The following is a 25,018-nucleotide window of genomic DNA, read 5'->3' as shown; positions in this document are numbered from 1 at the left end:
GAAAGAGGAGGGCTCCCCATGGCGGATTTGCTTATCAGCACCCTCATCCAGGGCCTTATTTACGCGCTGATCTCCTTCGGCGTCTATATCACCTATTCCATTCTGGACTTCCCCGACCTGGGGGTGGACGGCACCTTTCCCCTGGGCGCCGCCGTCACGGCTATTTTGCTGACCCAGGGCGTGAACGCCTGGCTGACGCTGCCTATTTCCCTGGCCGCCGGCGCCCTGGCGGGCCTGTTCACCGGCGTCATCCATGTGCGGCTGAAGATCCGCAACCTGCTGGCGGGCATCATCACCATGACCGCCCTGTTCTCCATCAACCTGTACATCGCCAACGGCTCCAACCTAACGGTGGACCGGGGGACGGACACCATCTTCACCGCGCCGTCCACCATGGCCCTGCTGGGAAAGCTGACGCTCATGGAGCGGAAGCTGGTGGTGTCCCTGGTGCTGATCCTGGTGGTAAAGCTGGTGCTGGACCTGTACTTCAACACCAAGTCCGGCCTGCTGCTGCGGGCAGTGGGCGACAACGCGGACCTGGTCACCACCCTGGCCAAGGACCGGGGCAGCGTGAAGATCCTGGGCTTGGTCCTCTCCAACGCCCTGGTGGCCCTGGCGGGCTGCGTGGTGTGCCATGAGCAGCGGAGCTTTTCCGCCACCATGGGCACCGGCCAGCTGGTGTACGGCCTGGCCGCCGTCATCATCGGCATTTCCCTCATGAATTTTTACACCGCCACACCGGCGGCCCAGGGCCTCCGGCGCGTCAAAGGGCTGGGCTTTCTGGGTGATCCCCGGGGCACCACGGCGGTCATCCTGGGCAGCGTGCTCTACAAGCTGTGCATCCAGCTGGCGCTGAGCATGGGCCTGCCCCCCAACATGATGAAGCTCATCACCGCCATGCTGTTTTTGCTGGTGCTGGTGGTGTCCGGCCGGAAGGGAGAGGAGATCATCCATGCTTGAGATTCGTGACATTACAAAGGTCTATCACCCCGGCACCATCACGGAGCACCGCCTGTTCGACCACTTTTCCCTGCAGGTGGAGGAGGGGCAGTTCGTGGCCATCGTCGGCAGCAACGGCAGCGGCAAGACCTCCCTGCTGAACATCATCTGCGGCTCCATCCCCATCGAGGGCGGCGACGTGCTGGTGGGGGGCACCAGCATCACAAAGCTGAAGGACTACCAGCGCTACGCCACCATGGGCCGGGTGTACCAGAACCCTGCCGCCGGCACCTGTCCCAACTTGACCATGCTGGAAAACCTGTCCCTGGCGGACAACAAGGGCAAGTCTTTTGGCCTGGGCCGGGCCATCAACCGGCGCCGGGTGGACCAATACCGGGAGCAGCTGCGGTCCCTGGGCCTGGGCCTGGAGGATAAGCTGGATGTGAAAATGGGCGCCCTCTCCGGCGGCCAGCGGCAGGCGGTTTCCCTGCTGATGGCCACCATGACGCCGCTGAAGTTCCTCATCCTGGATGAGCACACGGCGGCCCTGGACCCCAAGACCGCCGAGGTCATCATGGCCTTGACGGACAAGGTGGTCCGGGAGAAGAAGCTCACCGCCATGATGGTGACCCACAACCTCCGTTACGCCGTGGAGTACGGCGACCGCATCCTCATGATGGACCGGGGCCACGTGGTGCTGGACCGGGCCGGGGAGGAAAAGCAGCATACCTCCATTGACGACATCCTCACCCAGTTTAATCAGATCTCCATCGAGTGCGGCAACTGAACAAGGCAAACGCCCGGGCCTTTAGGCCCGGGCGTTTGCCGTTTTGCGTGAAAGGGCGCCCTGCCAAGCAGGGCGCCTTTTATGTGTCAGGGGAGAGTGTTTGGTTTGGTCGTGCCGGATCAGGCCTTGACCTTCTCCTTGTTCTTGCCGGTGATGGCGTCCATGAAGACAGCGATAGCGCCGTCGCCAGTGACGTTGCAGGCAGTGCCGAAGGAGTCCTGCGCGATGTACAGAGCGATCATCAGGCCCTGCATGTCAGCATCGAAGCCCAGCATGGACTCCAGGATGCCCAGAGCGGCCATGACAGCGCCGCCGGGGACGCCGGGAGCGGCAACCATGGTGATGCCCAGCATCAGGATGAAGGGGAACATCTTGCCGAAGCTGGGGGTCTGGCCCAGCATCATCATGACGGCGATGGAGCAGCTGGTCAAGGTGATGGTGGAACCGGACAGGTGGATGGTGGCGCACAGGGGGCACACAAACTCAGCGATAGCATCGGAGACACCGTTCTTCTTGGTGCACTGCACGGTGACGGGGATAGTGGCAGCGGAGGACTGGGTGCCGATGGCGGTGGTGTAGGCGGGCAGCATGTTCTTGATGAGGCCGAAGGGATTCTTCTTGGACACGGAGCCGGCGATGGTGTACTGGAACACGATGATAACGCAGTGCAGGACGATGACCACGGCGAAGACCTTCACGAAAGAGGTCATCAGCTCAACGATGGTACCGGCATAGGCCAGCTTGGCGAAGATACCATAGACGTGGAAGGGCAGCAGGGGGATGATGATGCTGGCAACCAGCTTGCCGACGATCTCGCCGAACTCCTCCATGACGGCCTTCAGGGTGCCGTTCTTGATGACGGCCATGCCCAGGCCCAGGATGAAGGCGATGAGCAGGGCGCTCATAACGCCCATGATGGCGGGCATATCGATGGTGAACAGGGAGCTCACCACGGTCTCCTCGGCGTTCTCAGCCTCGGTGGTGAACATGCCGGCGTCAACCAGGTGGGGGAACAGGGTGATGTCCACGACATAAGCCAGAGAACCGGCGATAATGGTGGACAGATAGGCAACGCCGGTGGTGATGGCCAGGATCTTGCCGGCGCCGGCGCCCAGGTCGGCAATGCCGGGGGCCACGAAGCCAATGATGATCAGGGGGATGCAGAAGCTGATGAAGTTACCGAAGATGCTGTTGTAGGTAGCGCCCAGGCGGATGATGATCTCACCGGCGGAACCCATGTTCTGAGCCACGAAGCCCACGACAATACCGAGGACGATCGCGATGATCAGTTTGGGCAGCAAGCCCAGCTTTTTCTTTTGCTTTTCCATGTTTTCTTTGGCCTCCGTCCTCTTGCGGAGGCCCCCCTCCTTATTTATTTATTGATTGCCGGATTACTTTTCCAGCAAAGAATAACCCTTGGATGCCATGGCGGCCTTGATCTGGTCCACATGCTCCTGATTGCGGGTCTCCAGGACCATGGACACGATGCAGGCGCCCACGTCGGAGTCCTTGTCCTCCCGCTCGTGGTTGACGCTGAGGATGTTGGCGCCGCAGTCAGAGACCACCTGCAGGACCTGGATCAAGCTGCCGGGCTTATCCACGACCTTGGTGGAGATCTCAGCGATACGGCCGGACTTGGTCAGGCCCTTGGTGATGATGCGGGACAGGGTGGTGACATCCACGTTGCCGCCGGACACCACGCACACGGTCTTCTTGGAGCTGATGTCCACCTTGCCGAACATGCAGGCGGCCACGGTGGTGGCACCGGCGCCCTCGGCAACGGTCTTCTGGCCCTCCATCAAGGCCAGGATGGCAGCGGCGATCTCGTCCTCGGAAACGGTGACGATCTCGTCCACATACTTCTGGCACATCTCGAAGGTCTTGTCACCGGGGGTCAGCACATGGATGCCGTCGGCCAGGGTATCGCCGTCGGGCACCGTGGTGACATGGCCGTTCTTACGGGACTCATACATAGAAGGAACGGTGGCAGCCTGGACGCCGATGACCTTGCACTCGGGCTTCAGGCTCTTGATGGCGAAGGCGATGCCGCTGATGAGGCCGCCGCCGCCGATGGGGCAGACCACCTGCTCGACCTCGGGCAGCTGCTCCAGGATCTCCAGGCCGATGGTGCCCTGACCGGCCATGACGTAATCGTCGTTGAAGGGATGGGCGAAGGTGTAGCCGTGCTCAGCGGAAAGACGGGCAGCCTCGCGGGCGGCGTCGTCAAACACGCCGGGAACCAGAACGACCTCAGCACCGTACTTCTTGGTGGCCTCCACCTTGCTGATGGGAGCGCCGGCGGGCATGCAGATGATGGACTTGATGCCCAGCTTGGTGGCGGAGAGGGCGATGCCCTGGGCGTGGTTGCCGGCAGAGCTGGCGATAACACCCTTGGCGGCCTCGCCGGGAGTCAGAGAACGGATCTTGTTGTAAGCGCCGCGGATCTTGAATGCACCGGTCAGCTGCAGGTTCTCAGCCTTGATGTACAGGTTGTCCGCGATCTTGGATGCGGGATCCAGAGGCGTCCGGCGGGCGATACCCCGGAGGGCGGCTTGGGCGTCCTGGATCATTTCCAGTGTCAGCATGATAAAGACCTCCCAAATAAAATTTTGTTTCAGCTATTTGAACAATTCTCCCCAGCATGTCCACCAGAAGTTTCGTAGCTTTCAAACTTTTGTCCACGTAGCAAAAACAATTTAATTTTTGTTTGTTTTCCACTTTCTGACTTGATTATATAATTAGAATCCAGCAATTACAATGCACAATTCTTCCAATTGTGTTCGCCTCAAATACCACTATTTGACGAAGGGTCCGCGGTAGGCGTACACTTGGGCGCCATGGATAGCCATTTTCTGTCACAAAAAAAGCGCCCTGCCGGGCGCTTTTTCCCTTTAAACAGATGCCTTTCTCCCCTGGTTCAGCGCCGGGCCATCAAACGCTTCATGCCCGCCTCCAGTCCTTCCGCGGACAGGTCGAACATGGGGAACATGTGCCCCAGCTTCCAGTGGGTCTGCCCCCAGTAGTCCGGCTGGGCGGGCATGGGCTCCGGATTCAGCCAGATGAGGTAGGGATACCGCTTCTGCAGCCGCTCCAGGCAGGCGAGGCCCGAGGGGCCGTACTCCCGGCGGTTCCAGTCGTACCGGGGTTCCGTCAGCTCGTAGGGGTGCATGGCGGCGTCTCCCACCAGGATGACCTTGTAGCTGCTGTCGTAGTTCTGCAGCACCCAGTCCAGCGGCACGGCGGTGCCGCCGCCCCAGAAGAGGGTGGGCTTGGTGTACAGCTCCTCATAGACGCAGTTGTGGAAGTAGTAGGTGTGGAGCTCTTTGAAGTGGTTGGACTTGGTGGCCGCCTGGAACAGCATGGAGCACAGCTCCGCGTAATACTCCATGGACCCGCCGGAGTCCATGAGCAGCAGCACCTTCACCGCGTTCTTCCGGGGATTCTGATAACGGATGGTCAGTGTGCCGCCGTGGTCGCAGGTGTCCCGGATGGTGCCGTCCACATCCAGCACCTTTTCCCGGCTGTCCGCCTGCTGGGACATCTGCCGCAGCAGGCGGAAGGCCATCTGAAACTGGCGGGTGTCCAGGGTGTTGTCCCTGCGGAAATCCCGGAATTTTCGCTCCCCCGCCACCAGCAGGGCGGTGCGGTGGCGGCTCTCCCCGCCGATGCGGATGCCGCCGGGGTGCCAGCCGCTGTTGCCGAAGGCGGAGCGTCCCTGGGTGCCCACCCAGTAGCTGCCGCCGTTGTGCTCCTCCGTCTGCTCCTTGAGCCGCTCCTCCAGCAGCTTCAAAAGCTCCTCCAGGGTCTGGTCCGGCACGCCCATGGCCCGCAGCTCCTCCAGGGTGCGGCCCAGGTCCTCCGCCGGGTGGTCCAGCCAGTTCAGCAGCTCCTCCGGCAGCTCCCCCTCCCAGGGTACATCCCGGAAGTACTCCAGAAACACCTGGTCAAAGCGGTCGTAATCCGCCTCGCTTTTCACCAGCACCGCCCGGCACAGGCGGTAAAAGCCCGTAAGGCTGGAGCGGTGCAGCCCCCGGGCGCAGCCCTCCAGCAGCGTCAGCCACTCGTTGAGGGACACATCCAGTCCCCGGCTGCGCAGCAAATAGAAAAATCCAGCGAACATAGCCGTTTACCGCAGGGCCTTGCGCAGGGTGTTCAGGTCCTTGTCCTTTTTCAGCAGCACGCCGGCGAAGGGGATCTCTTTTTGGATGCGGTCCGGGTCCACGCCGCCGGCCACCAGGGCCCGCAGCCAGTCCACCAGCTCGGAGGTGCTGGGCTTTTTCTCAATGTCCCGCAGCTGGCGCACCCAATAAAAGCCCGCCAGAGCCTGGGCCACCAGCTTCCCCTCCAGGTCGCCGAAGTGGACGCGGAGGATCCGCTCCATCTGCTCCTGGTCGGGAAATTCGATGTAATGGAAAATGCAGCGGCGCAAAAAGGCGTCCGGCAGCTCCTTTTCCGCGTTGGATGTGATGATGACGATGGGCCGCTGCTTCGCCTTCACGGTCTCCCCTGTCTCCGGGATGTGGAACTCCATCTGGTCCAGTTCCCACAAAAGGTCGTTGGGAAACTCCAGGTCCGCCTTGTCGATCTCGTCGATGAGCAGCACCACCTGCTCCTCCGACCGAAATGCCTCTCCCAGCTTGCCCAGCTTGATGTAATGGGCGATGTCGTCCACGCCGTGGGTGCCGAACTGGCTGTCATACAGCCGCTGGACCACGTCGTAAACGTACAGGCCGTCCTGGGCCTTGGTGGTGGATTTCACGTTCCAGATGATGAGCCGCTTGCCCAGGGCGTCTGCCACCGCCTGGGCAAGCATGGTCTTGCCGGTGCCGGGCTCGCCCTTGATGAGCAGGGGCTTTTGCAGCGTCACGGCGATGTTGACGGCGGTCATCAGCTCGTCGGACGCCACGTATTGACTGGTTCCTGTAAATGTCGCGTTCATACGGATTACCTCTATGCTTTCAGATTCGCCCGAAAGGCGGGACTTTTCTCCCAGGATTATAGCAAATCGTCCCGCGGAATACAATCCTCCCTTTCCGGAATGTTTCACAGTGCAACGTCGCACCGTATCACTTTTTAACGTCTTGTGATACGTTTCATGTTTCCCCCCGCGCTTTTCTCCGTCTTTTCCGGGATTTCAGCGTCCGGATAGTTGGCATATTTCTTGCTTATTATCTTTACAGCACATTCCTCTGCTACATAAATTTTCATATGAAAAATATTTTTGAAAGAGGGTTATATCATGGAAAACGGAAAAGGCTTGCTGGACGGCGTTGTCGTTCTGGACTTGGGCCGCGTGCTGGCTTGCCCCTATGCGGCGGTCCTGCTGGCTGATATGGGTGCAACGGTCATCAAAATCGAAAACCCCAAGGGCGGCGACGACACCCGCAAAATGGGTCCCTTCATCAACGGCAACAGCGTGTATTACACCAACTTCAACCGCAGCAAGGTGGGCATCACCTTGAACCTGAAGGAGCCCGAGGGCAAGGAGATCTTCAAGGAAATGGTGAAGAAGGCCGACGTGGTTCTGGAGAACTACCGTCCCGGCACCATGGAGAAGCTGGGCCTGGGCTATGATGTTTTGAAGGAGATTAACCCCGGCATCGTCTATGGCTCTGTCTCCGGCTTCGGCCACACCGGTCCCTTGAGCAAGCGCGCCGGTTACGACATCGTCGGCCAGGCCATGGGCGGCCTCATGAGCACCAGCGGTTGGCCCGGCGGCCCCGCCACCCGTTCCGGAACCCCCCTGGGCGATGTTCTGGGCGCTCTGAACATGACGGTGGGCGTTCTGGCCGCTCTGGTGAACAAGCAGAAGACCGGCCTGGGCGAGAAGGTGGATGTGGCCCTGGTGGATTCCGTGGCAGCCGCCATGGAGAACATCACCATGATCTATCAGTCCACCGGCCGTATCCCCCAGCGGATCGGCAACCGCTATGAGTCCACCTATCCCTACGACACCTTCCCCACCAAGGACGGCGACGTGGTCATCGCTGCCGGCAACAACAAGCTCTACGGCATCCTGTGCGATGTTATGGGCCGTCCCGAGCTGAAGACCGACCCCCGCTTCCTGGAGGTCAAGGACCGCGTGGCCAACCACGACGCCCTGCGGGACGAGATCGTGCCCTGGACCCAGCAGCACACCATTGACGAAGTTGACAAGCTGCTCAACGACGGCGGCTGCCCCGCCTGCCCCGTGAACACCATCGACCGTCTGGTGGTGGACCCCCAGATCGCCGGCGCCCGCGGCATGTTCCCCACCATCAACCAGCCCGGTATCGGCGAGCTGGCCATCACCGCCATTCCGCAGCACTTGACCCGCACCAGCTCTCAGCCCCGGAAGCCCGCTCCCCTGCTGGGCGAGGACAACGCCGCCATCTACGGCCAGATGCTGGGCTTCGACGAGGCCAAGCTGGCCGAGCTGAAGGAAAAGGGTGTCATCTGAGCAAGGAGGCTGCATAAGACATGAGCAAGAAGATTGAAATCATTGAAGTCGGTCCCCGTGACGGTTTCCAGAGCGTCAAGTGCGCTCAGATCACCACGGAACAGAAGCTGCAGGTCATCGACGACCTGGTAGCCGCCGGCGTGAAGCATATGGAATACACCTCCTTCGTCAGCCCCAAGGCCATTCCCCAGCTGGCGGACGCCAAGGACGTCACCAAGGCGGTGCTGGAAAAGTACCCCGACGTGGACCTGTTCGCCCTGGTGCCCAACCTGCGGGGCGCCCAGAACGCCTATGAGCTGGGCCTGCGGAAGGTGTGCTATGTGGTGTCCCTCAGCGTGAGCCACAACAAGGCCAACATCAACCGCACCCACGAGCAGTCCCTGGAGGCCTATAAGGAGATCCGCGCCGCCTATCCCGACCTGGACGTGATCGTGGACCTGGCCACCACCTTCGGCTGCCCCTTCGAGGGCAAGTATGAGGACCCCGCCGCCGTGGTGGCGTTCTTGAAGGATTATGTGGACGCCGGCATGACCACCTGCTGCCTGTGCGATACCATCGGCATCGCCGATCCCGCCCAGGTGAAGGCCGTCATCTCCGCCGTGAAGGAAGCTTATCCCACTCTGGACCTAATGGTCCATTTCCACGACACCCGGGGCCTGGGCATGGCCAACTCCCTGGCTGCCATGGAGTGCGGCGTCACCAAGATCCAGGCCGCTTTGGGCGGTCTGGGCGGCTGCCCCTTCGCTCCCGGCGCCTCCGGCAACCTCTCCACCGAGGATACCGTCTGGATGCTCAACGAAATGGGCTATGACACCGGCATCAGCTTCTCCAAGCTCCTGGCCGCCGCCAAGTCCCAGGCCAAGGTCATCGCGGGCAATTACAGCGGTCACCACATCAATATCGAAGCGGAGACCCCCTGCAAGGCCTAAGGCCCCATCTCAGTTTTCTTCCCCCCTCTCTCTTCTAATACGCAAAGAGCCGGACTTCTTTCAGAAGTTCGGCTCTTTGCCAGCTCCGGCATGAAAATTTCCGCGGGAGGCAGCCGTCTCCCGCGGAAATTTAAGATTCAGTCCGCGAACAGCGGGGTGGAGAGATAGCGGTCGCCGGTATCCGGCAGCAACGCCACGATGGTCTTGCCCTTGTTCTCCGGCCGCTTGGCCAACTGAATGGCGGCCCACACGGCGGCGCCGGAGGAGATACCCACCAGCACGCCCTCCTTCTTGCCGATCAGCTTGCCAGTGGCGAAGGCGTCATCGTTCTCCACGGCGATGACCTCGTCATAGACCTTGGTGTCCAGCACATCCGGCACGAAACCGGCGCCGATGCCCTGGATCTTGTGGGCGCCGGCGGTGCCCTTGCTCAGCACGGGGGAGGAGGCGGGTTCCACCGCCACTACCTTCACGTTGGGGTTCTGGCTCTTTAAATACTCGCCCGTGCCGGTGATGGTTCCGCCGGTGCCGACACCGGCCACGAAAATATCCACCTTGCCGTCGGTGTCCTCCCAGATCTCCGGGCCTGTGGTGGCCTTGTGGACAGCGGGGTTGGCGGGATTGACGAACTGGCCGGGGATGAAGCTGTTGGGGATCTCCTTTGCCAGCTCATCTGCCTTGGCAATGGCGCCCTTCATGCCCTTGGCACCCTCGCTGAGCACCAGCTCGGCGCCGTAGGCCTTCATCAACTGACGGCGCTCCACGCTCATGGTCTCCGGCATGACGATGATGATGCGGTAACCCCGGGCAGCGGCCACGGATGCAAGGCCGATGCCGGTATTGCCGGAGGTGGGCTCAATGATGACGGAGCCGGGCTTCAGCAGTCCCTTGGCCTCCGCGTCGTCGATCATCGCCTTTGCGATGCGGTCCTTCACGCTGCCGGCGGGGTTGAAATATTCCAATTTCCCCAGAACGCGGGCCTCCAGGCCCTCTTCCTTCTCAATATGGACCAGCTCCAGAAGCGGCGTCTTGCCGATCAGCTGGTCGGCGGATGTATAGATGTTGCTCATGTTCAATTTCTCCTGTTTTCATTCATACTGATAAAATCGAATTTACGAAAAGAATATGCGGCAACATCGGCGACATCGAAAGTCCAGCAAAGGTTTCTGCACTTCAAATACCAACCTTTCAAGTAGGTTAGTTAGGATTATAATATACTGCATGCGTCTTGTCAAGGGCTTTCTGCAAAATTTTCCGTTGATTCCCTATCAACCATGCTGTATAATAGGTTTATCTCAAAACGGAGGCTGCCGGTATGCTGATTTCAACAAAGGGGCGCTATGCGCTGCGGGTCATGGTCGACCTGGCCGAACACCAGACGGACGGATTCATTCCGCTGAAGGTCATTGCCCAGCGGCAGGAGATCTCAGAAAAATATCTGGAGAGCATCATCAAGCTGCTGGTGAAGGCCCGGCTTTTGAACGGCCTGCGGGGCAAGGGCGGCGGTTATCAGCTGACGAAAGCGCCGGAGCAGTACACCGTCGGCACGATCCTGCGGCTGACGGAGGAATCCCTGGCGCCGGTGGCCTGCCTGGGGCAGGACGCGGATGCCTGCCCGCGGATGGCGCAGTGCCGGACCCTTCCCCTGTGGCAGGGGCTGGACAGGGTCATCAACGGGTATTTGGACAGTGTCACCATTGCCGACTTGATGCACCGGGATGCCGCTGGCAACGACTATGTGATCTGACGCCAATTCCCCGCCAGTGCGTACACGAGGCCCCTGCGGCCGTTTTACCACCGCCCCTTCCAGCGCTAAAAACCGCCGTCCGGCTACGCCGGACGGCGATTTTTTCGGATATTCATGAAAGCCTCCCGCGGCAGGGTGCCGGCTGCCGGCCAGACGCCTTCCTGCTCCGCCCGCCGGAAGGCCTCTTCCATCTGGCGGTCCAAGATCAAGCGGAGATAATTCATCATGGTCTCCTCGGAAAGGTCCATATCCCGGCGGACCTACTCCATCACGGTGCCGCTGAGGGCCGCGATATAAAAATCTCCCAGGAAGCTCTGATAGTTCTCCGAGACCTGGTGCTTGCCCTTGATGTCCGCCAGGAACAAGCCCATCAAGTGCGTCACCTCCTGGTAGAACATATTCCGCAGCGCCTCCTGTCCCAGGCTGTTGAGGGCGCACTTGCAGACCTCTTTGTTTTCCCGGATGGTGCGGAGAAACAGCTGAAAACCGTCCTGCCAGGTGAGGCAGTTGTCGCTTTTCCGGATCAAGGACAGCGCCTGCTCCTGGAACATCCAGGCCAGCAAGTCGTAGATGTCCTTGAAATGATAATAAAATGTATAGCGGTTCATACCGCAGTCATCCGCGATCTCCTAAATGGTGATCTTCTGCAGGGACTTCTGCGCCATCAGCTTTTTTAGGGACTCCGCCATTTGCTTTTTCCGCTTGTAAGACAGTTCTTCCTGCTTCGTATCCATCACCGCCCTTGCTCCAAATATACGACATGTGTGGAAAAACTGGGATTTGGTGCTCAGCCAGCTGGAGATCATGTTCGCCGACCGGGCTATAGGCTGGCTCCCTTGTCCTAGTATGCCACGGCAGCCAGTACGGCATTCACGCCGTGCCGGCGCACATACCGTTCTGGCCGCCATGACTTTCGGTAAACAAGGGATTCAGGCCAGAATCTGCCCTGCTTTCCAGCACCATTCTTGACTTTGTCGAAAATCGCTTACACAAAATTTTACGCCTGGCCTATCTCGACGCTGCCGACGCCAGAGGGCTTCTGCCCATGTTCTATCTGGAGCTGGTCAGCGGCCTGCGCAAGGGGGGAGCTGGTAGCACTGCTATGGTCCGACCTGGATATTAAAAACCGCACCATCTCGCTCAGCAAGCAGTACATCAAGAATCCAAACGGAGAACTCACCCTATCCTGTCCCAAGACGGAGACTTCCGTCCGAAAAGTCTCCATCCCTCAGATGGCGGTAGACCTGCTGATTCAGGAACATGAAAAGCACCCAGGCAACCCCTATATGTTCCCATCCCCTATCACTGGCGAAATGTACTACCCGGATTCCGTGGTCAACCTTCACAAGAAGATTCTAAAGGATGCCGGGCTGGGACACATCAGATTTCACGACCTCCGCCATACCTTTGCAACCCTGGCACTGCAAAACGGCGTGGATATCAAGACGGTATCCAGTATGTTGGGCCACTACGACGCCGGATTCACCCTCCGCACCTACACCCACGCCACCAGACAGAAGCAGGACGAAGCAGCGGAAACCATGGGCAACTTCATGGAGCAGGTCATGTGAGCACAAAAGAGCAAAAAATACAGGGCAGGAAGGCGGAACTTCCTGCCCTGTGCTTTCTAAACCTTTCCACACATTTCTACGTGTGGGTCACGGTGTGGGTCAGGCGGTTGACCCACATTTTGACCCACACCGTTTCGGCCGAAAAAGTAAGAAAAATCCCCGAAATCGCATGATTTCGGGGATTTTCTGTCAGGTGGCTCCAATCCGGATATTTTTGTTTATCACCCGAATCGGAATCTTGCGGAGCGAATCCGATTCGGAAGATCAGAAACTTCCTGTCTGACTAAGAAAACTTATCGCAAGGCGGGGATTGCCATTAGTATGCCCGCATCGTGTGGGATCACAGAATCATCCCAATACGGCGTCCAATTCCAGTATCTCCGCCTCCGGGAAGTTCTTCCGCACTTGTTGATAGATCAACTCTCCGGATTCTGCCGGGGCAATGGTATATGCGGAAGAGATGTGTTCATAGCCCCATAGTGCCTCCGGCGTTGAATAGACAGAGATAGGCCATCCATATTCCAATCCCTTCTTATTGATGCGTCTGCGGAAGTCACGGATCAGCAGATAGCTCTGCATCTGAAGGTCTGTCACGGTCCCTTCAAAGTTCTTCGCGCCTTCCTTGCCGAAACCCGCAAGCCTTTTCAGTTCAAAAGAGAAAAGTTCATCCTTATTCTCAAATTGGTCCATCACGCACTTGCAGCGCATACTGGTCAATTCTTCATCCCAGCGGCTGTCAAAGTCATAGCCATCCCGCCGGTAATTCGCAAAATGAGGGAACCACTCCTTTGAGATAAAGCCAGCTTTCTTTCCAAAGAATTTGCCGTAGGCCACCTGACCACTCCGGGCGATGAGCTCACGCCATTCCCACGGATCTTGCTCCTCATCACCCGTCCACCAATAGAGGTCGGAGGTGTTTTCCTCTGCGGAAAATCCGTGGATCTCGTTTTTGAAAAGCGGAAGGAAACCAATCTCGTTGATCCAGTCAATCAGTTCCTCCCAGCTCCGGATTCGACTGGGATCGTCCCAGTCCATTCCCCGCATGATCCATTCGCCGTTTTCAATGGCCATAGTGTGCCTCCCGCTACGTAATTTGTTTTATTATAGCACAGTCGCTGTTCGGATTCCACATTGAAGGGGAGCCATCAGCGGTAGGTCCTTTCGGAAAGCCAGCAAAACCGTTTGCTCATTTTGCGGGATCTACCGTGACATAGACAGTCAGCTTGTTCTGGCCCACGTCGATCCAGTCCATCGGCTGGGTGCAATCGTAATCGAAATACAGCTGATAGCCCTCCATGGCATCAAATTCCACCTCCGTGGACTTATCCACCTGGAAAGTCTGTTCCTCGGAATTCTCTTTTCCGGGATTGATAACCACGTTCAGATAGCAGGCGTCCTCCGGGAACAGAATATTCATAGCCGCCTGCTCCTCCATGAGCCGGGGTTCATCGTAGAGAATATTGCTGCGGGTCACGGAGACTACGCTGCCGTCCTCTGCACTATGCTCCGTCACCTCCATGCCGGTGATGAGGCCGGTCGCATCGTCGATAAAGTAAATGACCTCGCTGTTGATCCCTGTCAGACCATTCTGCCTGGCGGCGGTCAGGGTGGTGGTTCCATACTCTGTGCTGTCGGTCTTGTCCGCCACGGTCTCATAGTCATACGGCTGACGCGCCAGCCAGCGGTCAGACACCATGGCTTCATACTCAGACGCCGGGCACAGCGTCATCGTTTTCAGACCGTCTTTTTCGCAGGTATACAGGGCACCGGGAAGGTTGTCGTTGATGTATCCCGCCTCGCAGTATACGACCTGGTCAGCATCATCGTACTGTTCGTAGTCATACCACAGGCGGCCATCGGAACTGACAAATTGACGGACAGTCTTATTCTGCCAGTTGTTCTCCCCGTCCCAGGTCTCGGAGACGCAGGTCACCGCGCTGTGTTCCTTCATAATCATGGGGATGCTGTTGCTGTTTCGAAGGTCTGTGATCTCCGGATCATCCTGCCCACTAATGGGCATAACGGAAGCGTTGGAGACGTCGGCTACTTTTCCATCCTTGCAGGTAACATTCAGCGCCCGGATTTCCTCCAGCGCATCATCCCTGGCATAGGTGAAAGACACAACTGTCTCGCCGTCTCCCAGCGCCCGGAAGCTGGCAACAAAGGTGCCGTCATCGTCCTCCTCCGTGACCAGTTCCAACAGGGTGGTGTCGTCGATGGTAAAGTCCCAAATGAATCCTTCCTTTTCGGCGGGAAGGCGGACGGTCAGAATGCCTGCTTCCTGATCAATTTCATACCAGGTGTCGGATGTTTGTTCTTCCAAGGAGCTTCCGTCAGCTTTTCCTTCACTGGTGTTCTGTCGGCCGCACCCGGCCAGCAGCCCTGTCACGCAGGCGAGAGACAGGATCAGGGCAAGTATCTTTTTTGCGTTGTATTTTTCTTTCTGAATCATATCATGTTACCTCGATTCTATATGTCGACCCATCAGGGAATCCAATAGCGGATGATCTGCACCACCTGCTCCTGCCGGACAGTGATGACCGTGTTGTAGCAGTTGAAGGGCGTTTCGCTGGCCTGAATAGCCGCAGGGACGTCCTCGTACTCATAAACCAGGCCATCAGGTTCCTGTTCCAGGTCGGCGTGGTCCTCAAAGGTGCAGTCAGTGGATACGGGCAGGGTGATCGTTCCCAGATCATAGTAGATCGGATGGTCATCCATTGCGTAGGTGCGGTACAGACCGTCATCCTCAATCAGCTCTACGCCGCCGCTTTCGATGCCGCCGTTGATGATGACGGTGCCGTTATCCCGCCGGATGCTCTCAACGGTCACCGGCTTCCGACAGACCTGGATCTGGTCGCCTTCTTTCAAACCCTGAATATCTTCCAGTTCATAGCGGTCATAGTCATAGATCTCCGCGGTCAGGGAATACCCATCCCCGGTTTTGACAAGGTCCGCTGCCGTGAAGTCCACAGAGTATCCGCCGTCGGCAAAGGCGTCCTCCACACTTTCCATCGGATACAGCGGCATGACGTACCCAAGCTTCTCCACAATGGTTTGGGCGGCGTCCAGCAGCACCTGGGCATCGCTGCCGCCGGCAACACACCACTGCACCTCGGCCTCCGGAGCATACCAGCCCACCCAGGCCGCATCCTCGGACTTGCGCAGCTGGACGGAAACATCTTCGCCGCTCCAGTCCAGGCTCTCCGTCCAGTCAGCATAAATACCGGAGATGTCCTGGGGCTGCTCTGCCTTTAAGGCACGGCAGTAGTACGTCTGCCCGCCTTGTTCAAAATTGACTTCGGCCATTTGCTTGTCGCTTGCCCCTGTGTCGATCAGGTAGTAGGAGGTGCCGGAGGCACTGTCCGGCAGGGGGATGGAGTATCCCAGCTGCTGAAACTCAGCTGCGCTGGATTCGTGCATGGGGTTTGCGATCATGGCCGGTTGGTCGGTGCCTCGGTGGGACAGGGTGATGGCAGTTACAGCTACTGCAAGACAGGCGGCAATCGCCCCGGCTCTGTACAGCCAGGACCGTCTCTTTTTCATAGGCTGCTGAGCTTCCTCCAGCAGGTCATCGTCCACGGCGTTCATCCATTTTTGAAAACGAGTTTGATTCATAGTCTGATCCTTTCCTGTTCCAGTTCCGTGCGCAGCCGTTCCCGTGTGCGGAACAAGGATGTCTTAACCTTTGCTTCGCTGACACAGCATTCTTCCGCGATCTCCCGGATGCTCTCTCCATACCAGTAGCGGCGCAAAAAGAACACGCGGGCCTCAGCGCTCTGACGGCGCAGGAAGCCGTTCAGCACCCGGCGCAGCTCTGATGCATCCAGTTCTGTGTCCGGATCACCCTGTCCGGCAACGATCCAGGGTTCCAATTCCTCAAAAGCGTCGGTGAGGGCGGTGCTGCGCTGGGCGGCAGTATTGTAATTATAGCGGTCCAATGCCAGATTCCGGGTGATGCGGGCCAGATAGGCCCGCAGAGAGCGGGGGCGTTCCGGCGGGATGGCATTCCAGGCACGAAGGTAGGTGTCACTGACACACTCTTCCGTGTCCCTGGGGTCAGTCAGGAGCCGCTGGGCCACACTGCGGCACAGCGCACCATATTTCTTCTGGGTCTGGGTAATGGCTTCCTCACACCGCTGAAAGAACAGCTGAATGATCTGCTGGTCTCCCATGGCGGCTGAAAACTGAGCTTTCTTTGTTTCGATTTGTTCCATAGTTTTTCCCCCGGTACTTGAAGCTGCTTCATCCTATTAGACGGCACCATATCCGTTTTCGTTTCAGAAGTCAAGTGGAACATTGTATGGCAAATCAAGAGCCCCACCAGTTGCTGTGCCATAACTGTATAGTGGGCACCCAATGATCCTTCCTGTCAGCATAATACGAATCGTCCGGCGTTTTACAATCTTTACCTCAAACGCAATGGTTTCCATGTTTTCGCACCTCTTTCCATTTCTGAAGGCCGCAAAGGAAAAAACGGCAAGCTGCTGCCGTTCTTTCCTTTGCGGCCTTATTTTAGATGATCTGCACGATCTGCTCCCAGAGCAGGATATGCTTTGAATCAATGGCTCGGTTGTCATGGTAATGCCCAAACAGCCAGTAGGAATACTCGGCTTTTTCTTTGACTTCCTGGAAGAATTCGGTCAACTCATCCGCCTCGTTGTGGCGGGATTCCATCATAGCTGTGCTGATAGGGGCGCAGTGGGTGATGATGTAGTCCGCCTGCCAACCGCACCGACCCAGATTCCGTCTGGCTTCAGCATATTCCTCATCGGAGGGCAATTCCTGCTCCCACCATGATATGTGGTTGATACGGAATCGCGCCCTTGGCTTTCGCCGCAGCATCAGGAGCTTACGTTCAAAATTTGGATCGTCCAGCTCCAGAATGCCATCTTCAATGTCGTGGCTCCTGGCACCGCCCATGGTGAAGAAGCGGTATCCCTCCAGCTCGAAAATCTGCCCGCGCATCAGGTGCAGCATAAGTTTGAAATACAGTCTCAGAAATGCCTGTTCAACCTGCATCTCTTGAATTGGCATGAGAGAACAGGTTCTCTCCTCATCGTGCCTGCAACACACCCAGTACCACAGGGAATGGATTCGCTTTGCCCGGATACGGGAACCACAGGCACATCGCATTCTGCTGGACATTTTACTGTGTACCTGTCCCTGCAAGACATTTCGTTCCTTACGCAAGGTCTGCGCCTTGTCGAATACTTCCTTCGGCACAATGGTGTCGTTGATATCAGAGACAAAGTATTGGGGTCTCTCCCCATGGTTATATATCATCTTAGATGGAAGAGTATTCGAGGCATATCTCTTTTGAAGCAGTGCATTACCTGCATACCGCTCATTTTGCAGGATATAATCTATTGTTTTATGATTCCAGATCAACCCCAATGTATTGTCTTTATTCAGTTCCCGTGCAATCTCGCGGGAATTATTGCCGGAGAGGTACTCCACAAATATTCTACGAACGATTTTCGCTTCCTCTGGGATGATCTCCAACGCTCGTCCATTCAGTCGGAATCCAAGCGGTGCCTGGCAGGTATTGAACTCCCCTTTTTGCATCCGCATCTGATAGCTCCAGCGCATTCTTTCCGAGATGGCTTCGCTCTCTCGCTGTGCCAGCGCTGCAAACATGGCTGTTAGGATCTCACCGGAGGCCTGGGCGGTGTCGATGTTCTGCTCCTCAAAGTATACGCTGACGCCCAGTGCTTTCAACTCCCGCACCGCCTCCAGACTTTCCTTGGCGTTTCTGGCAAAGCGGGAGGAGGACTTCACGAGGATGCGGTCAATTCGCCCTTTCCGGCAGTCCTCCATCATTCGCAGGAAGTCCTTACGCTTTTCTACGGAGGTGCCGGTGATGCCCTTGTCGGCATAGACATCCGCAAGCTCCCAGTCGGGGTTATCCGTGATGAGTTTGGAGTAGTAAGCATTCTGCGCGGCAAAGGAGTGTTTCTGATCTTCGGAGTTGGAGCTGACACGGGCATAGGCTGCCACGCGGAGTTTCCGTTGGTTCTCCTGGCTGGTGGCAGGAATCGTGATGACTCTTGGTGCCATTGCCAGAGAACCGTTGGTTTTCTCCTTGCCGTTCATTCATCCGTCACCTCCTTCATCAGCAACACACAATTCTCGGCTCGATGGTTGCCGGCATTATGGCATCTCTCCTAAAAAAACGGCTGGGATATCCCAGAATTTCTATTACTGTTCCCTCCATTGTCATTATGGTGCCGGGCCTCTATCTATATCGTGCCGTCTATAATCTTGGTACGATGTCATTATCCGTCTCCGCTTCTTGGTTCGCCTCTGCTATGCTAATCATCGTCGCCCTGCCGCTTGGATTGATATTTGCGCGTATTCTGACGGATCGTTCCTTTCGCTATTGCACCTGATGGCTCTATACAACAAGAGGGGGCAGCATTGGATTGATGGGCAAGATAAGTTTCAACGTAGAATAAACTAACGACGTTGGCAAAGAGAATGTAAAAAAATCGGCCGTGGTTTAGCAATATGGTATTACCCGCCTTGGTCTCCAGCTTTCCCATCTCCTTCAGAGTCTCTACAGTGATGCTGACGGAGGTGGCGGTAAGAACCGTGCCCACAAATACGTTCTCCAGGAAACTGTTGCTTTCGATCATTCCCGTTTTGGCAGCACCCCAGGCCAGAGCTGTGCCCATGGCCAACGGGACCAGTACGCCCAGCAGGGCCACGAAAAAGCCGGCTTTTCCACTGTGCTTGAGTTCCTGAATGTCCGTTCCCATGCCGGCGGAAAACATCAGAACGATGACGCCCAGTTCACTGATCTGAGACAGGAACTCCGTCTCTGAGAGGATATTCAGCCCCGCGGGGCCAAGAACCAGGCCCGCCAGCAGCGCACCTACCACCTGAGGCATCTGAAACCGCTGGGTTACCAGCCCCAGCAGCTTGGTGCTCAAGAGGATCAGGGCCAGATCTATTAAATAACGATAGGACAAAATCAAGACTTCCTTTCTGATACAAAAAAACGTGCGGTTCTATTCGCATCATGCTATCTTAGTCCTTTTTGTCCCATTTTCAATCTGTATTCTGTACAAAACAACAAATGAATTTTGCCGTTTTTCTTCGATCATTAGAACACCGCTCAGACATTCCATACATCTGAGCGGCATTCCCCATGATGGGAAGCATGTTATGACAGGTGAACGTCTTCCGTCTGCTTTGCAGTCGGTTTTCCGTTATCCTTTTCCGTCAGCTTTCTGATTCCCTGAACCACGACAATAATGCCGAGCAAGAGCAGCAGTACCGCAAAGATCAGCTACCAAGTTCTGTACTTTCCAGAAAAAGCGAGCAACTTTTTCTTCGGGATATGATTCTTGCAGTGCTTAACTACCTGAAAAGGAAAGAAACATGACATCCCCATTTGGAATGCCATGTTTCTTTAGTCGGTACATTCTTGGGAAAGCAACAACTCAATGAAAGCCACAACCAGTATTCTCTGCTTTGAAGAGCAAGTAGCCGCCAGATGGGAGATGCGATCCATTATAATCGCTTATTGCTTAGCATTCCACTCTGCTCCCAAAGAACAAAAAATTGGGCATCCAACACAAACACCGCGGATAGGAACCTCCTTTTGGATTCCTATCCGCGGTGTTTTCTAAGCCACTTTCACGGAGCCTCTCTGACAGATATCGGGACCCTTTTCAGTGAATGATCGCTAAATATTTTACTGGTAATTCTCATTGAGAAACAGAGCCTTGATTGCTACTACCTCATCGTACTCCTCCTGGTCCACCTCCACGCTGGAATTCAGGGCCTTCAGGTCCTGTTTCACCACTTCCAGCGCGTCCGACGGCCAGATGGCCCGGCCGTCCTCAATGGCCCGCTGCATCCGTTTCAGTACGATGGGATGGGCGTACCGGGCGGGCAAGGGGAAGTCATGGTAGAAGCTGATGTACCCCTCCATGGCCTGCTGGGCCTTCCGAGCCCGGTCCATGATGGCTGCCCTGTTGTTCCGGGCGGTGGGCAAGATACTGGCTCCGGAGAACATGAAGATGGCCGCCAGGCCAAACAGCGTGAAGTACACCGCGAAGCCGCGATGCTGGGTAAAAAGATAGACGCCGTACACCAGGGCGGCCACGCCCATCAGTGTGATGGCCAGCGCCGCCCAGCGGTAGCTGGGATTGCTGCACAGATAGGCCCGTTTCCGCCGGGCGGACTGACTCAGCTCCAGGGCCAGTTCCGGCTTTTTGTCCAGATAGCCCGCGGCGTCCTGGAGGGACTGGATGTTCTTCCGGGCCTGGGAGGAGATGTCTGGCTTCTTCTGAGCGGCCAGCTTCCGCTGCCGCTCCGCCAGGCGCTTTTCCACATCGGCGCTGACCAGCTTGATCTCCGGATGGGTCTTCTCCAGACAGGCCAGCAACTGGTCCACCTGCTCCTCGTATTTGAAATTGCACTGCTTCTGCTTTCCGCCGTCGTACTCCACCACTAGATAGGGGATGGAGGCGAAGACGCCCCGTTTGGAGAAGCCGCCCTTGCTCATGGCCACCCGCTTGAAGACGCGGGTGATGGAGCCGTAGGGAAGATAGTACCGGCGGTCAAAATAGAAGCTATTCAGGTACAGGGCCTTCTCTCCCACGCCGCAGGGGCCGAAGTGGCGGCAGTTCTTCTTGTCCGCGGCCAGCTCTGAGGGGTCCAGATGAACCGGTCCGAGGGGGGTCGGTTTGAAAATCATGGCAAAAACCTCCAGGCGCCCGAGGCGTCTCCGTCCGGAAAAGCCCTGTGGGCCTTTGGTAAAAATCTGCCAGCCGCTGTTGTGGGGCAGCGGCTGGCAGGCCGTTGTGTTTCTGGAAGAGACTGGTGGGAAGATTTACTTCTTGGCAGCCTGCTTCTTGGTGGTGCGGAGGAAGATGAACAGCAGCACGGCGGCAAAGATGATGCCGACGGGATACGCCACTGCGGTGTTGTAGATGACGGCGCCAGCGGCGTCCTTGCTGTTCAGGAACTGGCCCAGGCACTCATTGCCCAGCAGGAAGTACGTGCAGGACACGGCGCTCATGAAGGTGGCGGGCACCACGGTAACCCAGAAGTTCTTCTTCTGATGGAACAGATACATGCTGGCGGCCCACAGGACGATCATAGCCAGGGTCTGGTTGGTCCAGCTGAAGTAACGCCAGACGATGGAGTAGTCCAGATGGCCCACGAATGCGCCCACCAGCAGCAGGGGCACGCACAGGACCAGACGCTTCTGGAACTTGTCCTGATTGATCTTGAACCAGTCGGCCAGGGTCAGACGGGCGCTGCGGAAAGCGGTATCGCCGGAGGTGATGGGGCAGGCGATGACGCCCAGCATGGCCAGGGCAATACCCACGCCGCCCATGGTCTTGACGCAGACGTCATAGATGGCGGCGGACTGGCCGTTGGCAAGAGCGGCCTGGAGGCCGGTATTCAGACCGCCGGTGACCTCATAGATGGAGCAGCCGGCGGCGGCCCAGATCAGAGCAATGATGCCCTCGCAGACCATGGCGCCGTAGAATACCATGTGGCCCTGCTTTTCGGACTTCATGCAGCGGGCCATCAGAGGAGACTGGGTGGCATGGAAACCGGAGATGGCACCGCAGGCCACGGTGATGAACATGAAACTCCAGATGGGCGTTCCGCTGGGATGCATGTTGTAGAAGTGGGTCCACAGCTCGGGAATGGTGTAAGCGGGATTGGTAAAGATACCAAAGGCGACACCCACAGCCATGATGATCAGGCAGATGCCGAAGAGAGGATAGATCTTGCCGATGATCTTGTCGATGGAGATGAAGGTGGCGATGAAGTAGTAGACCAGAATGATCCACAGCCAGAACTCCTTGCTGGTTACGATGCCGGTGAAGCCGCTGTTCTGGAACAGGGTGACGATCAGGCCGGCGGGGCCGACGGCGAATACGGTGCCCACCATCACCAGCAGAACGACACTGAAGACACGCATGACGGTCTTCATGCCGTTGCCCAGATAGATGCCGCAGATCTCCGAGATGGAAGCACCGTCGTTTCTCTCAGACAGCATACCGGCGAAGTAGTCGTGAACGCCGCCGGCGAAGATGGTTCCGAAGGTGATCCACAGGAACACCACAGGGCCCCACAGAGCACCCTGCATTGCGCCGAATATGGGACCAAGGCCCGCAATGTTCAGCAGCTGCACCAGAAACAGCTTCCACTGGGGCATAACGACGTAGTCGATACCGTCGTTGATGCGGACAGCGGGAGTTTCGCGGTCGTCCGGACCCAGAGTGTTGTCGATGACTTTACCGTATGTAAAGTAACCACCGATCAGGAGTACCAGACAAATTAGAAAACTGACCATATAGATTCCTCCCTTAATATTTGCACAGATTGTTTGTGAATAAACAATCTATTCACACAGCAGGATATTATAGTCGCTCTTTTCGAAAATGCAATACACAATGTAAAATTTTTTTATTTGTAATTGGAAAAACCCATAAAATTTTAGCCATAAGCGAAGCATGTAAAGACTGCTGTCCAACGCAGAAGTGTTTTCTCATGACTGCGGTACGCCCTCAGAAACACTTAGCAATGCTCTGGCCCGTTCCACCTCCTCCAACGGCACCTCAATAAAATACATGCTGCGGTCGATAGGACCTTTTGCGCCGAAATTTCTGGGGTCCAGCTTGGCGCCGCATCCGCAGACAGGCGGCTCCACATCGTATCGTCCAGCCCGGATTCCCCGGATGCCGGCGGTTTTCAGCGTCTCTTTGGCAGAAAGCCAGCCAGCCTTGTCCTGTTTCCTAAAAACAGTAGATTTCTTCTCAAAAAATGCCACATTAAATACTCCTTCCATTCAAATTGAATGTACCATTCGTCATTCGCCTGATATCTAATCGGAGAGATCCTGAATTTCCCGGCGGATCAGGGCGCCTGCCGCACCAGCCAGCTGGTCCATGCTGCGGATGCGGGCCAGGTTTTTTCCGTAAATTTCCTCCGCGCTGGGGACACTCATATCCTCTCCCATGAAGACCGCCGCCACCCGGGCACTTTTCCGCCGCAGCGAGCGGACCTCCCGGGCGGTGTCCTCCACGGCGGCTCGGTCCCCATAATCACAGCCGAAGGGATGCTTCCCGTCCGGCGGGATACGGTGGCTGTCGTTGGGACTGGCGTCCGTCAGCAGCAGAAGAAGATGACGCTCCTCCGGTGCGCTTCTCAGCAGATCCCCCGCCGCCCGGAGGGCCAGTCCGTCCCGGTTCCAGCCAGAGGCAAAGTAGTTGAAGATCTTCTCACTACCGTTTTTGTCGGCAAAGCCCTCCAGCACCCGCAGCACCGTGTAGCCCCGGAGACTGCAAAAGCTGGTGACCCGTACCGGGATGCTGCATCGCTGCAGGCTCTCCGCCAGAATATAGCCCTGAGCGGCGATGGCCTCCTGACAGTGGAGCCGGGAGGAGGACGCGTCCAGCAGCAGGTCCACGGAGAATCCGGGCCGGTGGGCGCTGATGTCCCGCAGGAAGACTTGACGGTCCTCCAGTACCGCCGCCCGCCAGGCCCGGGGACTGTCCAGACGGCCGCTGCGGGCCGTCTCCGTCTCGGTCTGGCTGTGGACCTGAATGCAGCTGCGGATCTGCTCTGTCAGCCGCAGGATGGCGTTTTGATGGAGACTGCTGTCTCTGTTGAAAGCCTCCCGGTTCCGGCGGGCCTGCACGGTGGCTTCCTCTGTCAGCCGCCGTGAGTCCCCGCTGCGGGCGTGCTCCGGGTCCGGGGCACCCGCCGTGAACCACAGATGACAGCCCAGATGACTGCCGGTACAGAGCTGCTGCTCCGCCGCCGCCAGTTCCTCCGGGGGATAGAGGGAGCGGCCGAAGCAACTCTCGATGTACTGCCGGTCCGTCTCGGCGTTCTCATTCAGCCGTAGCTTTGCCCGGCGCACATCCAGCTTCGGCCCGCCTCCGGCTCCGGCGGCACTGGAGTGTCCCACCGTCAGCATGTCGGTGTGGACGATCTCCGTGGGCAGAAACTTTGTCATGGCGGAGGCCCATTTGCCGTCGAAGTGCAGGTGGAGGGCCGTTTTGGACCGGGCTGTTCCATCAAACAGCCCTGACTGGGCAAAGGCGTTCCGAATGGCACCGGCCAGCGCGGCGCCGTCCAGCTCTCCACCGCAGCGCAGAGCGTCGGACAGATTCCGCTCCCAGGGCGTCATCACCGGCGGGCGCTGGCCCAGCACGCTTTTCCACCGGGCGGCCTGCATGGTGTAGACCAGCTGGTTCTTGGCCATCCACTCCTGCCGGGAGAGCTGGTACTCCCCGGCAAAGAAATCCTCCGCGTGGGCCCGGCGGGCCTCCGCCAGAATGGGCCGTTCCGGCAGCTCCCGCTGAAAGACGGCGTTCTCCAGCGCCAGCCACGCCAGATCGTCCAGCATGGCCTGACGGCGATCCTCCGCCCAGGCACCGAACAGCGCCCGGGGCATGTCCGCTCCGTACCATTTCCGGACGCAGCCCACGATGCAGTTCATATAGATGTCCGGCGTCCCGTCGCTGCGCAGGGCCATGAACAGCGGGTCGAAGCCGTACTGTCCGGCGGCGGTCCAGATCTGGTTCAGCGCCCGGCGCTGCTGGGCGCTGTAATGCTGTGTCAGCATGG

The 25,018-nt window shown here is 57.6% G+C and carries 24 protein-coding genes and 1 pseudogene; 7 read left to right on the top strand and 18 right to left on the bottom strand.

Annotated elements, in window-relative coordinates:
* Positions 1 to 18: 18 nt before the first annotated feature.
* Positions 19 to 960, top strand: a complete 942-nt coding sequence (locus ACTQ4R_RS07825; protein WP_441627450.1) for an ABC transporter permease — start codon at positions 19 to 21, stop codon at positions 958 to 960.
* Positions 953 to 1,726 carry an ABC transporter ATP-binding protein gene (locus tag ACTQ4R_RS07820; RefSeq protein WP_441627448.1) on the top strand — a complete coding sequence of 258 codons (774 nt, stop codon included), beginning with the start codon at positions 953 to 955 and terminating at the stop codon, positions 1,724 to 1,726. Before ACTQ4R_RS07825 ends, ACTQ4R_RS07820 begins: the two co-directional genes overlap by 8 nt.
* 119 nt (positions 1,727 to 1,845) lie before the next feature.
* Here the strand turns inward: ACTQ4R_RS07820 and ACTQ4R_RS07815 are convergent, their stop codons facing one another.
* The 4 genes from ACTQ4R_RS07815 to ACTQ4R_RS07800 form a co-directional block, all read right to left on the bottom strand.
* Positions 1,846 to 3,054: a dicarboxylate/amino acid:cation symporter gene (locus ACTQ4R_RS07815; RefSeq protein ID WP_441627447.1), complete on the bottom strand. Its 1,209-nt coding sequence runs from the start codon at positions 3,052 to 3,054 to the stop codon at positions 1,846 to 1,848.
* 63 nt (positions 3,055 to 3,117) lie between these two features.
* Positions 3,118 to 4,311, bottom strand: a complete 1,194-nt coding sequence (gene ilvA / locus ACTQ4R_RS07810) for a threonine ammonia-lyase (protein WP_441627445.1) — start codon at positions 4,309 to 4,311, stop codon at positions 3,118 to 3,120.
* A 332-nt stretch (positions 4,312 to 4,643) separates the two neighbouring features.
* Entirely contained in the window at positions 4,644 to 5,846 is a 1,203-nt protein-coding gene (locus ACTQ4R_RS07805) for a VWA domain-containing protein (protein ID WP_441627443.1), read from the bottom strand.
* Between the two features lie 6 nt (positions 5,847 to 5,852).
* Positions 5,853 to 6,665 (bottom strand): AAA family ATPase, encoded by an 813-nt coding sequence (locus ACTQ4R_RS07800; RefSeq protein ID WP_441627441.1) that lies wholly within the window; start codon positions 6,663 to 6,665, stop codon positions 5,853 to 5,855.
* A 300-nt stretch (positions 6,666 to 6,965) separates the two neighbouring features.
* Between ACTQ4R_RS07800 and ACTQ4R_RS07795 the strand changes: the two genes are divergently transcribed.
* Positions 6,966 to 8,165, top strand: a complete 1,200-nt coding sequence (locus ACTQ4R_RS07795) for a CaiB/BaiF CoA transferase family protein (protein ID WP_441627439.1) — start codon at positions 6,966 to 6,968, stop codon at positions 8,163 to 8,165.
* Positions 8,166 to 8,185: 20 nt separating this feature from the next.
* Positions 8,186 to 9,094 (top strand): hydroxymethylglutaryl-CoA lyase, encoded by a 909-nt coding sequence (locus tag ACTQ4R_RS07790; protein ID WP_441627438.1) that lies wholly within the window; start codon positions 8,186 to 8,188, stop codon positions 9,092 to 9,094.
* A 137-nt stretch (positions 9,095 to 9,231) separates the two neighbouring features.
* On the opposite strand, the gene cysK is transcribed toward ACTQ4R_RS07790, so the two are convergent.
* Positions 9,232 to 10,164 (bottom strand): cysteine synthase A, encoded by a 933-nt coding sequence (gene cysK / locus ACTQ4R_RS07785; protein ID WP_441627436.1) that lies wholly within the window; start codon positions 10,162 to 10,164, stop codon positions 9,232 to 9,234.
* Positions 10,165 to 10,409: 245 nt separating this feature from the next.
* On the opposite strand from cysK, the gene ACTQ4R_RS07780 reads away from it, so the two are divergent.
* On the top strand, positions 10,410 to 10,841 hold the full coding sequence (locus ACTQ4R_RS07780; protein WP_441627434.1) for an RrF2 family transcriptional regulator: 432 nt from the start codon (positions 10,410 to 10,412) through the stop codon (positions 10,839 to 10,841).
* An 83-nt stretch (positions 10,842 to 10,924) separates the two neighbouring features.
* Here the strand turns inward: ACTQ4R_RS07780 and ACTQ4R_RS07775 are convergent, their stop codons facing one another.
* Positions 10,925 to 11,089, bottom strand: coding sequence for a hypothetical protein (locus tag ACTQ4R_RS07775; protein WP_441627433.1), 165 nt, complete (start codon positions 11,087 to 11,089; stop codon positions 10,925 to 10,927).
* 12 nt (positions 11,090 to 11,101) lie between these two features.
* The gene (locus tag ACTQ4R_RS07770) at positions 11,102 to 11,449 is read right to left on the bottom strand and encodes a TetR-like C-terminal domain-containing protein (RefSeq protein ID WP_441627431.1); all 348 of its coding nucleotides are present in this window, start codon (positions 11,447 to 11,449) and stop codon (positions 11,102 to 11,104) included.
* A 363-nt stretch (positions 11,450 to 11,812) separates the two neighbouring features.
* Here ACTQ4R_RS07770 and ACTQ4R_RS07765 point away from each other — a divergent pair, with 363 nt between their 5' ends.
* Complete coding sequence (locus tag ACTQ4R_RS07765) at positions 11,813 to 12,412, top strand: site-specific integrase (protein ID WP_441627429.1); 600 nt, start codon at positions 11,813 to 11,815, stop codon at positions 12,410 to 12,412.
* A 348-nt stretch (positions 12,413 to 12,760) separates the two neighbouring features.
* Here ACTQ4R_RS07765 and ACTQ4R_RS07760 read toward each other — a convergent pair whose 3' ends face one another.
* The 6 genes from ACTQ4R_RS07760 to ACTQ4R_RS07735 form a co-directional block, all read right to left on the bottom strand.
* The gene (locus ACTQ4R_RS07760; RefSeq protein WP_441627428.1) at positions 12,761 to 13,483 is read right to left on the bottom strand and encodes an AlkZ-related protein; all 723 of its coding nucleotides are present in this window, start codon (positions 13,481 to 13,483) and stop codon (positions 12,761 to 12,763) included.
* Positions 13,484 to 13,598: 115 nt separating this feature from the next.
* Positions 13,599 to 14,735 (bottom strand): hypothetical protein, encoded by a 1,137-nt coding sequence (locus tag ACTQ4R_RS07755; RefSeq protein WP_441627426.1) that lies wholly within the window; start codon positions 14,733 to 14,735, stop codon positions 13,599 to 13,601.
* 161 nt (positions 14,736 to 14,896) lie between these two features.
* Positions 14,897 to 16,027 carry a hypothetical protein gene (locus ACTQ4R_RS07750; protein WP_441627424.1) on the bottom strand — a complete coding sequence of 377 codons (1,131 nt, stop codon included), beginning with the start codon at positions 16,025 to 16,027 and terminating at the stop codon, positions 14,897 to 14,899.
* Positions 16,024 to 16,626, bottom strand: a complete 603-nt coding sequence (locus ACTQ4R_RS07745) for an RNA polymerase sigma factor (protein WP_441627422.1) — start codon at positions 16,624 to 16,626, stop codon at positions 16,024 to 16,026. Before ACTQ4R_RS07745 ends, ACTQ4R_RS07750 begins: the two co-directional genes overlap by 4 nt.
* Before the next feature lie 63 nt (positions 16,627 to 16,689).
* Positions 16,690 to 16,842, bottom strand: a complete 153-nt coding sequence (locus tag ACTQ4R_RS07740; protein ID WP_441627420.1) for a hypothetical protein — start codon at positions 16,840 to 16,842, stop codon at positions 16,690 to 16,692.
* Positions 16,843 to 16,924: 82 nt separating this feature from the next.
* Positions 16,925 to 18,505 carry a recombinase family protein gene (locus tag ACTQ4R_RS07735; protein ID WP_441627418.1) on the bottom strand — a complete coding sequence of 527 codons (1,581 nt, stop codon included), beginning with the start codon at positions 18,503 to 18,505 and terminating at the stop codon, positions 16,925 to 16,927.
* Between the two features lie 44 nt (positions 18,506 to 18,549).
* On the opposite strand from ACTQ4R_RS07735, the gene ACTQ4R_RS07730 reads away from it, so the two are divergent.
* Entirely contained in the window at positions 18,550 to 18,801 is a 252-nt protein-coding gene (locus ACTQ4R_RS07730) for a threonine/serine exporter family protein (RefSeq protein WP_441627417.1), read from the top strand.
* A 114-nt stretch (positions 18,802 to 18,915) separates the two neighbouring features.
* Here the strand turns inward: ACTQ4R_RS07730 and ACTQ4R_RS07725 are convergent.
* The 5 genes and pseudogenes from ACTQ4R_RS07725 to ACTQ4R_RS07705 all read right to left on the bottom strand — a co-directional run.
* Positions 18,916 to 19,386: pseudogene (locus tag ACTQ4R_RS07725) on the bottom strand (cation:proton antiporter); the annotation flags it as partial.
* A 725-nt stretch (positions 19,387 to 20,111) separates the two neighbouring features.
* On the bottom strand, positions 20,112 to 21,119 hold the full coding sequence (locus ACTQ4R_RS07720) for an ATPase P (RefSeq protein WP_441627415.1): 1,008 nt from the start codon (positions 21,117 to 21,119) through the stop codon (positions 20,112 to 20,114).
* A 135-nt stretch (positions 21,120 to 21,254) separates the two neighbouring features.
* On the bottom strand, positions 21,255 to 22,736 hold the full coding sequence (locus ACTQ4R_RS07715) for a carbon starvation CstA family protein (protein ID WP_441627413.1): 1,482 nt from the start codon (positions 22,734 to 22,736) through the stop codon (positions 21,255 to 21,257).
* A 195-nt stretch (positions 22,737 to 22,931) separates the two neighbouring features.
* Entirely contained in the window at positions 22,932 to 23,213 is a 282-nt protein-coding gene (locus ACTQ4R_RS07710) for a hypothetical protein (protein WP_441627412.1), read from the bottom strand.
* A gap of 54 nt (positions 23,214 to 23,267) precedes the next feature.
* Positions 23,268 to 25,016 (bottom strand): hypothetical protein, encoded by a 1,749-nt coding sequence (locus ACTQ4R_RS07705; RefSeq protein WP_441627410.1) that lies wholly within the window; start codon positions 25,014 to 25,016, stop codon positions 23,268 to 23,270.
* Between the last annotated feature and the right edge of the window lie 2 nt (positions 25,017 to 25,018).

This window comes from Dysosmobacter sp. Sow4_B12 (assembly GCF_052116665.1).
In the GTDB taxonomy this organism is placed as follows: Bacteria; Bacillota; Clostridia; order Oscillospirales; family Oscillospiraceae; genus Oscillibacter.
This window is presented reverse-complemented; position numbering and strand designations above follow the sequence as displayed.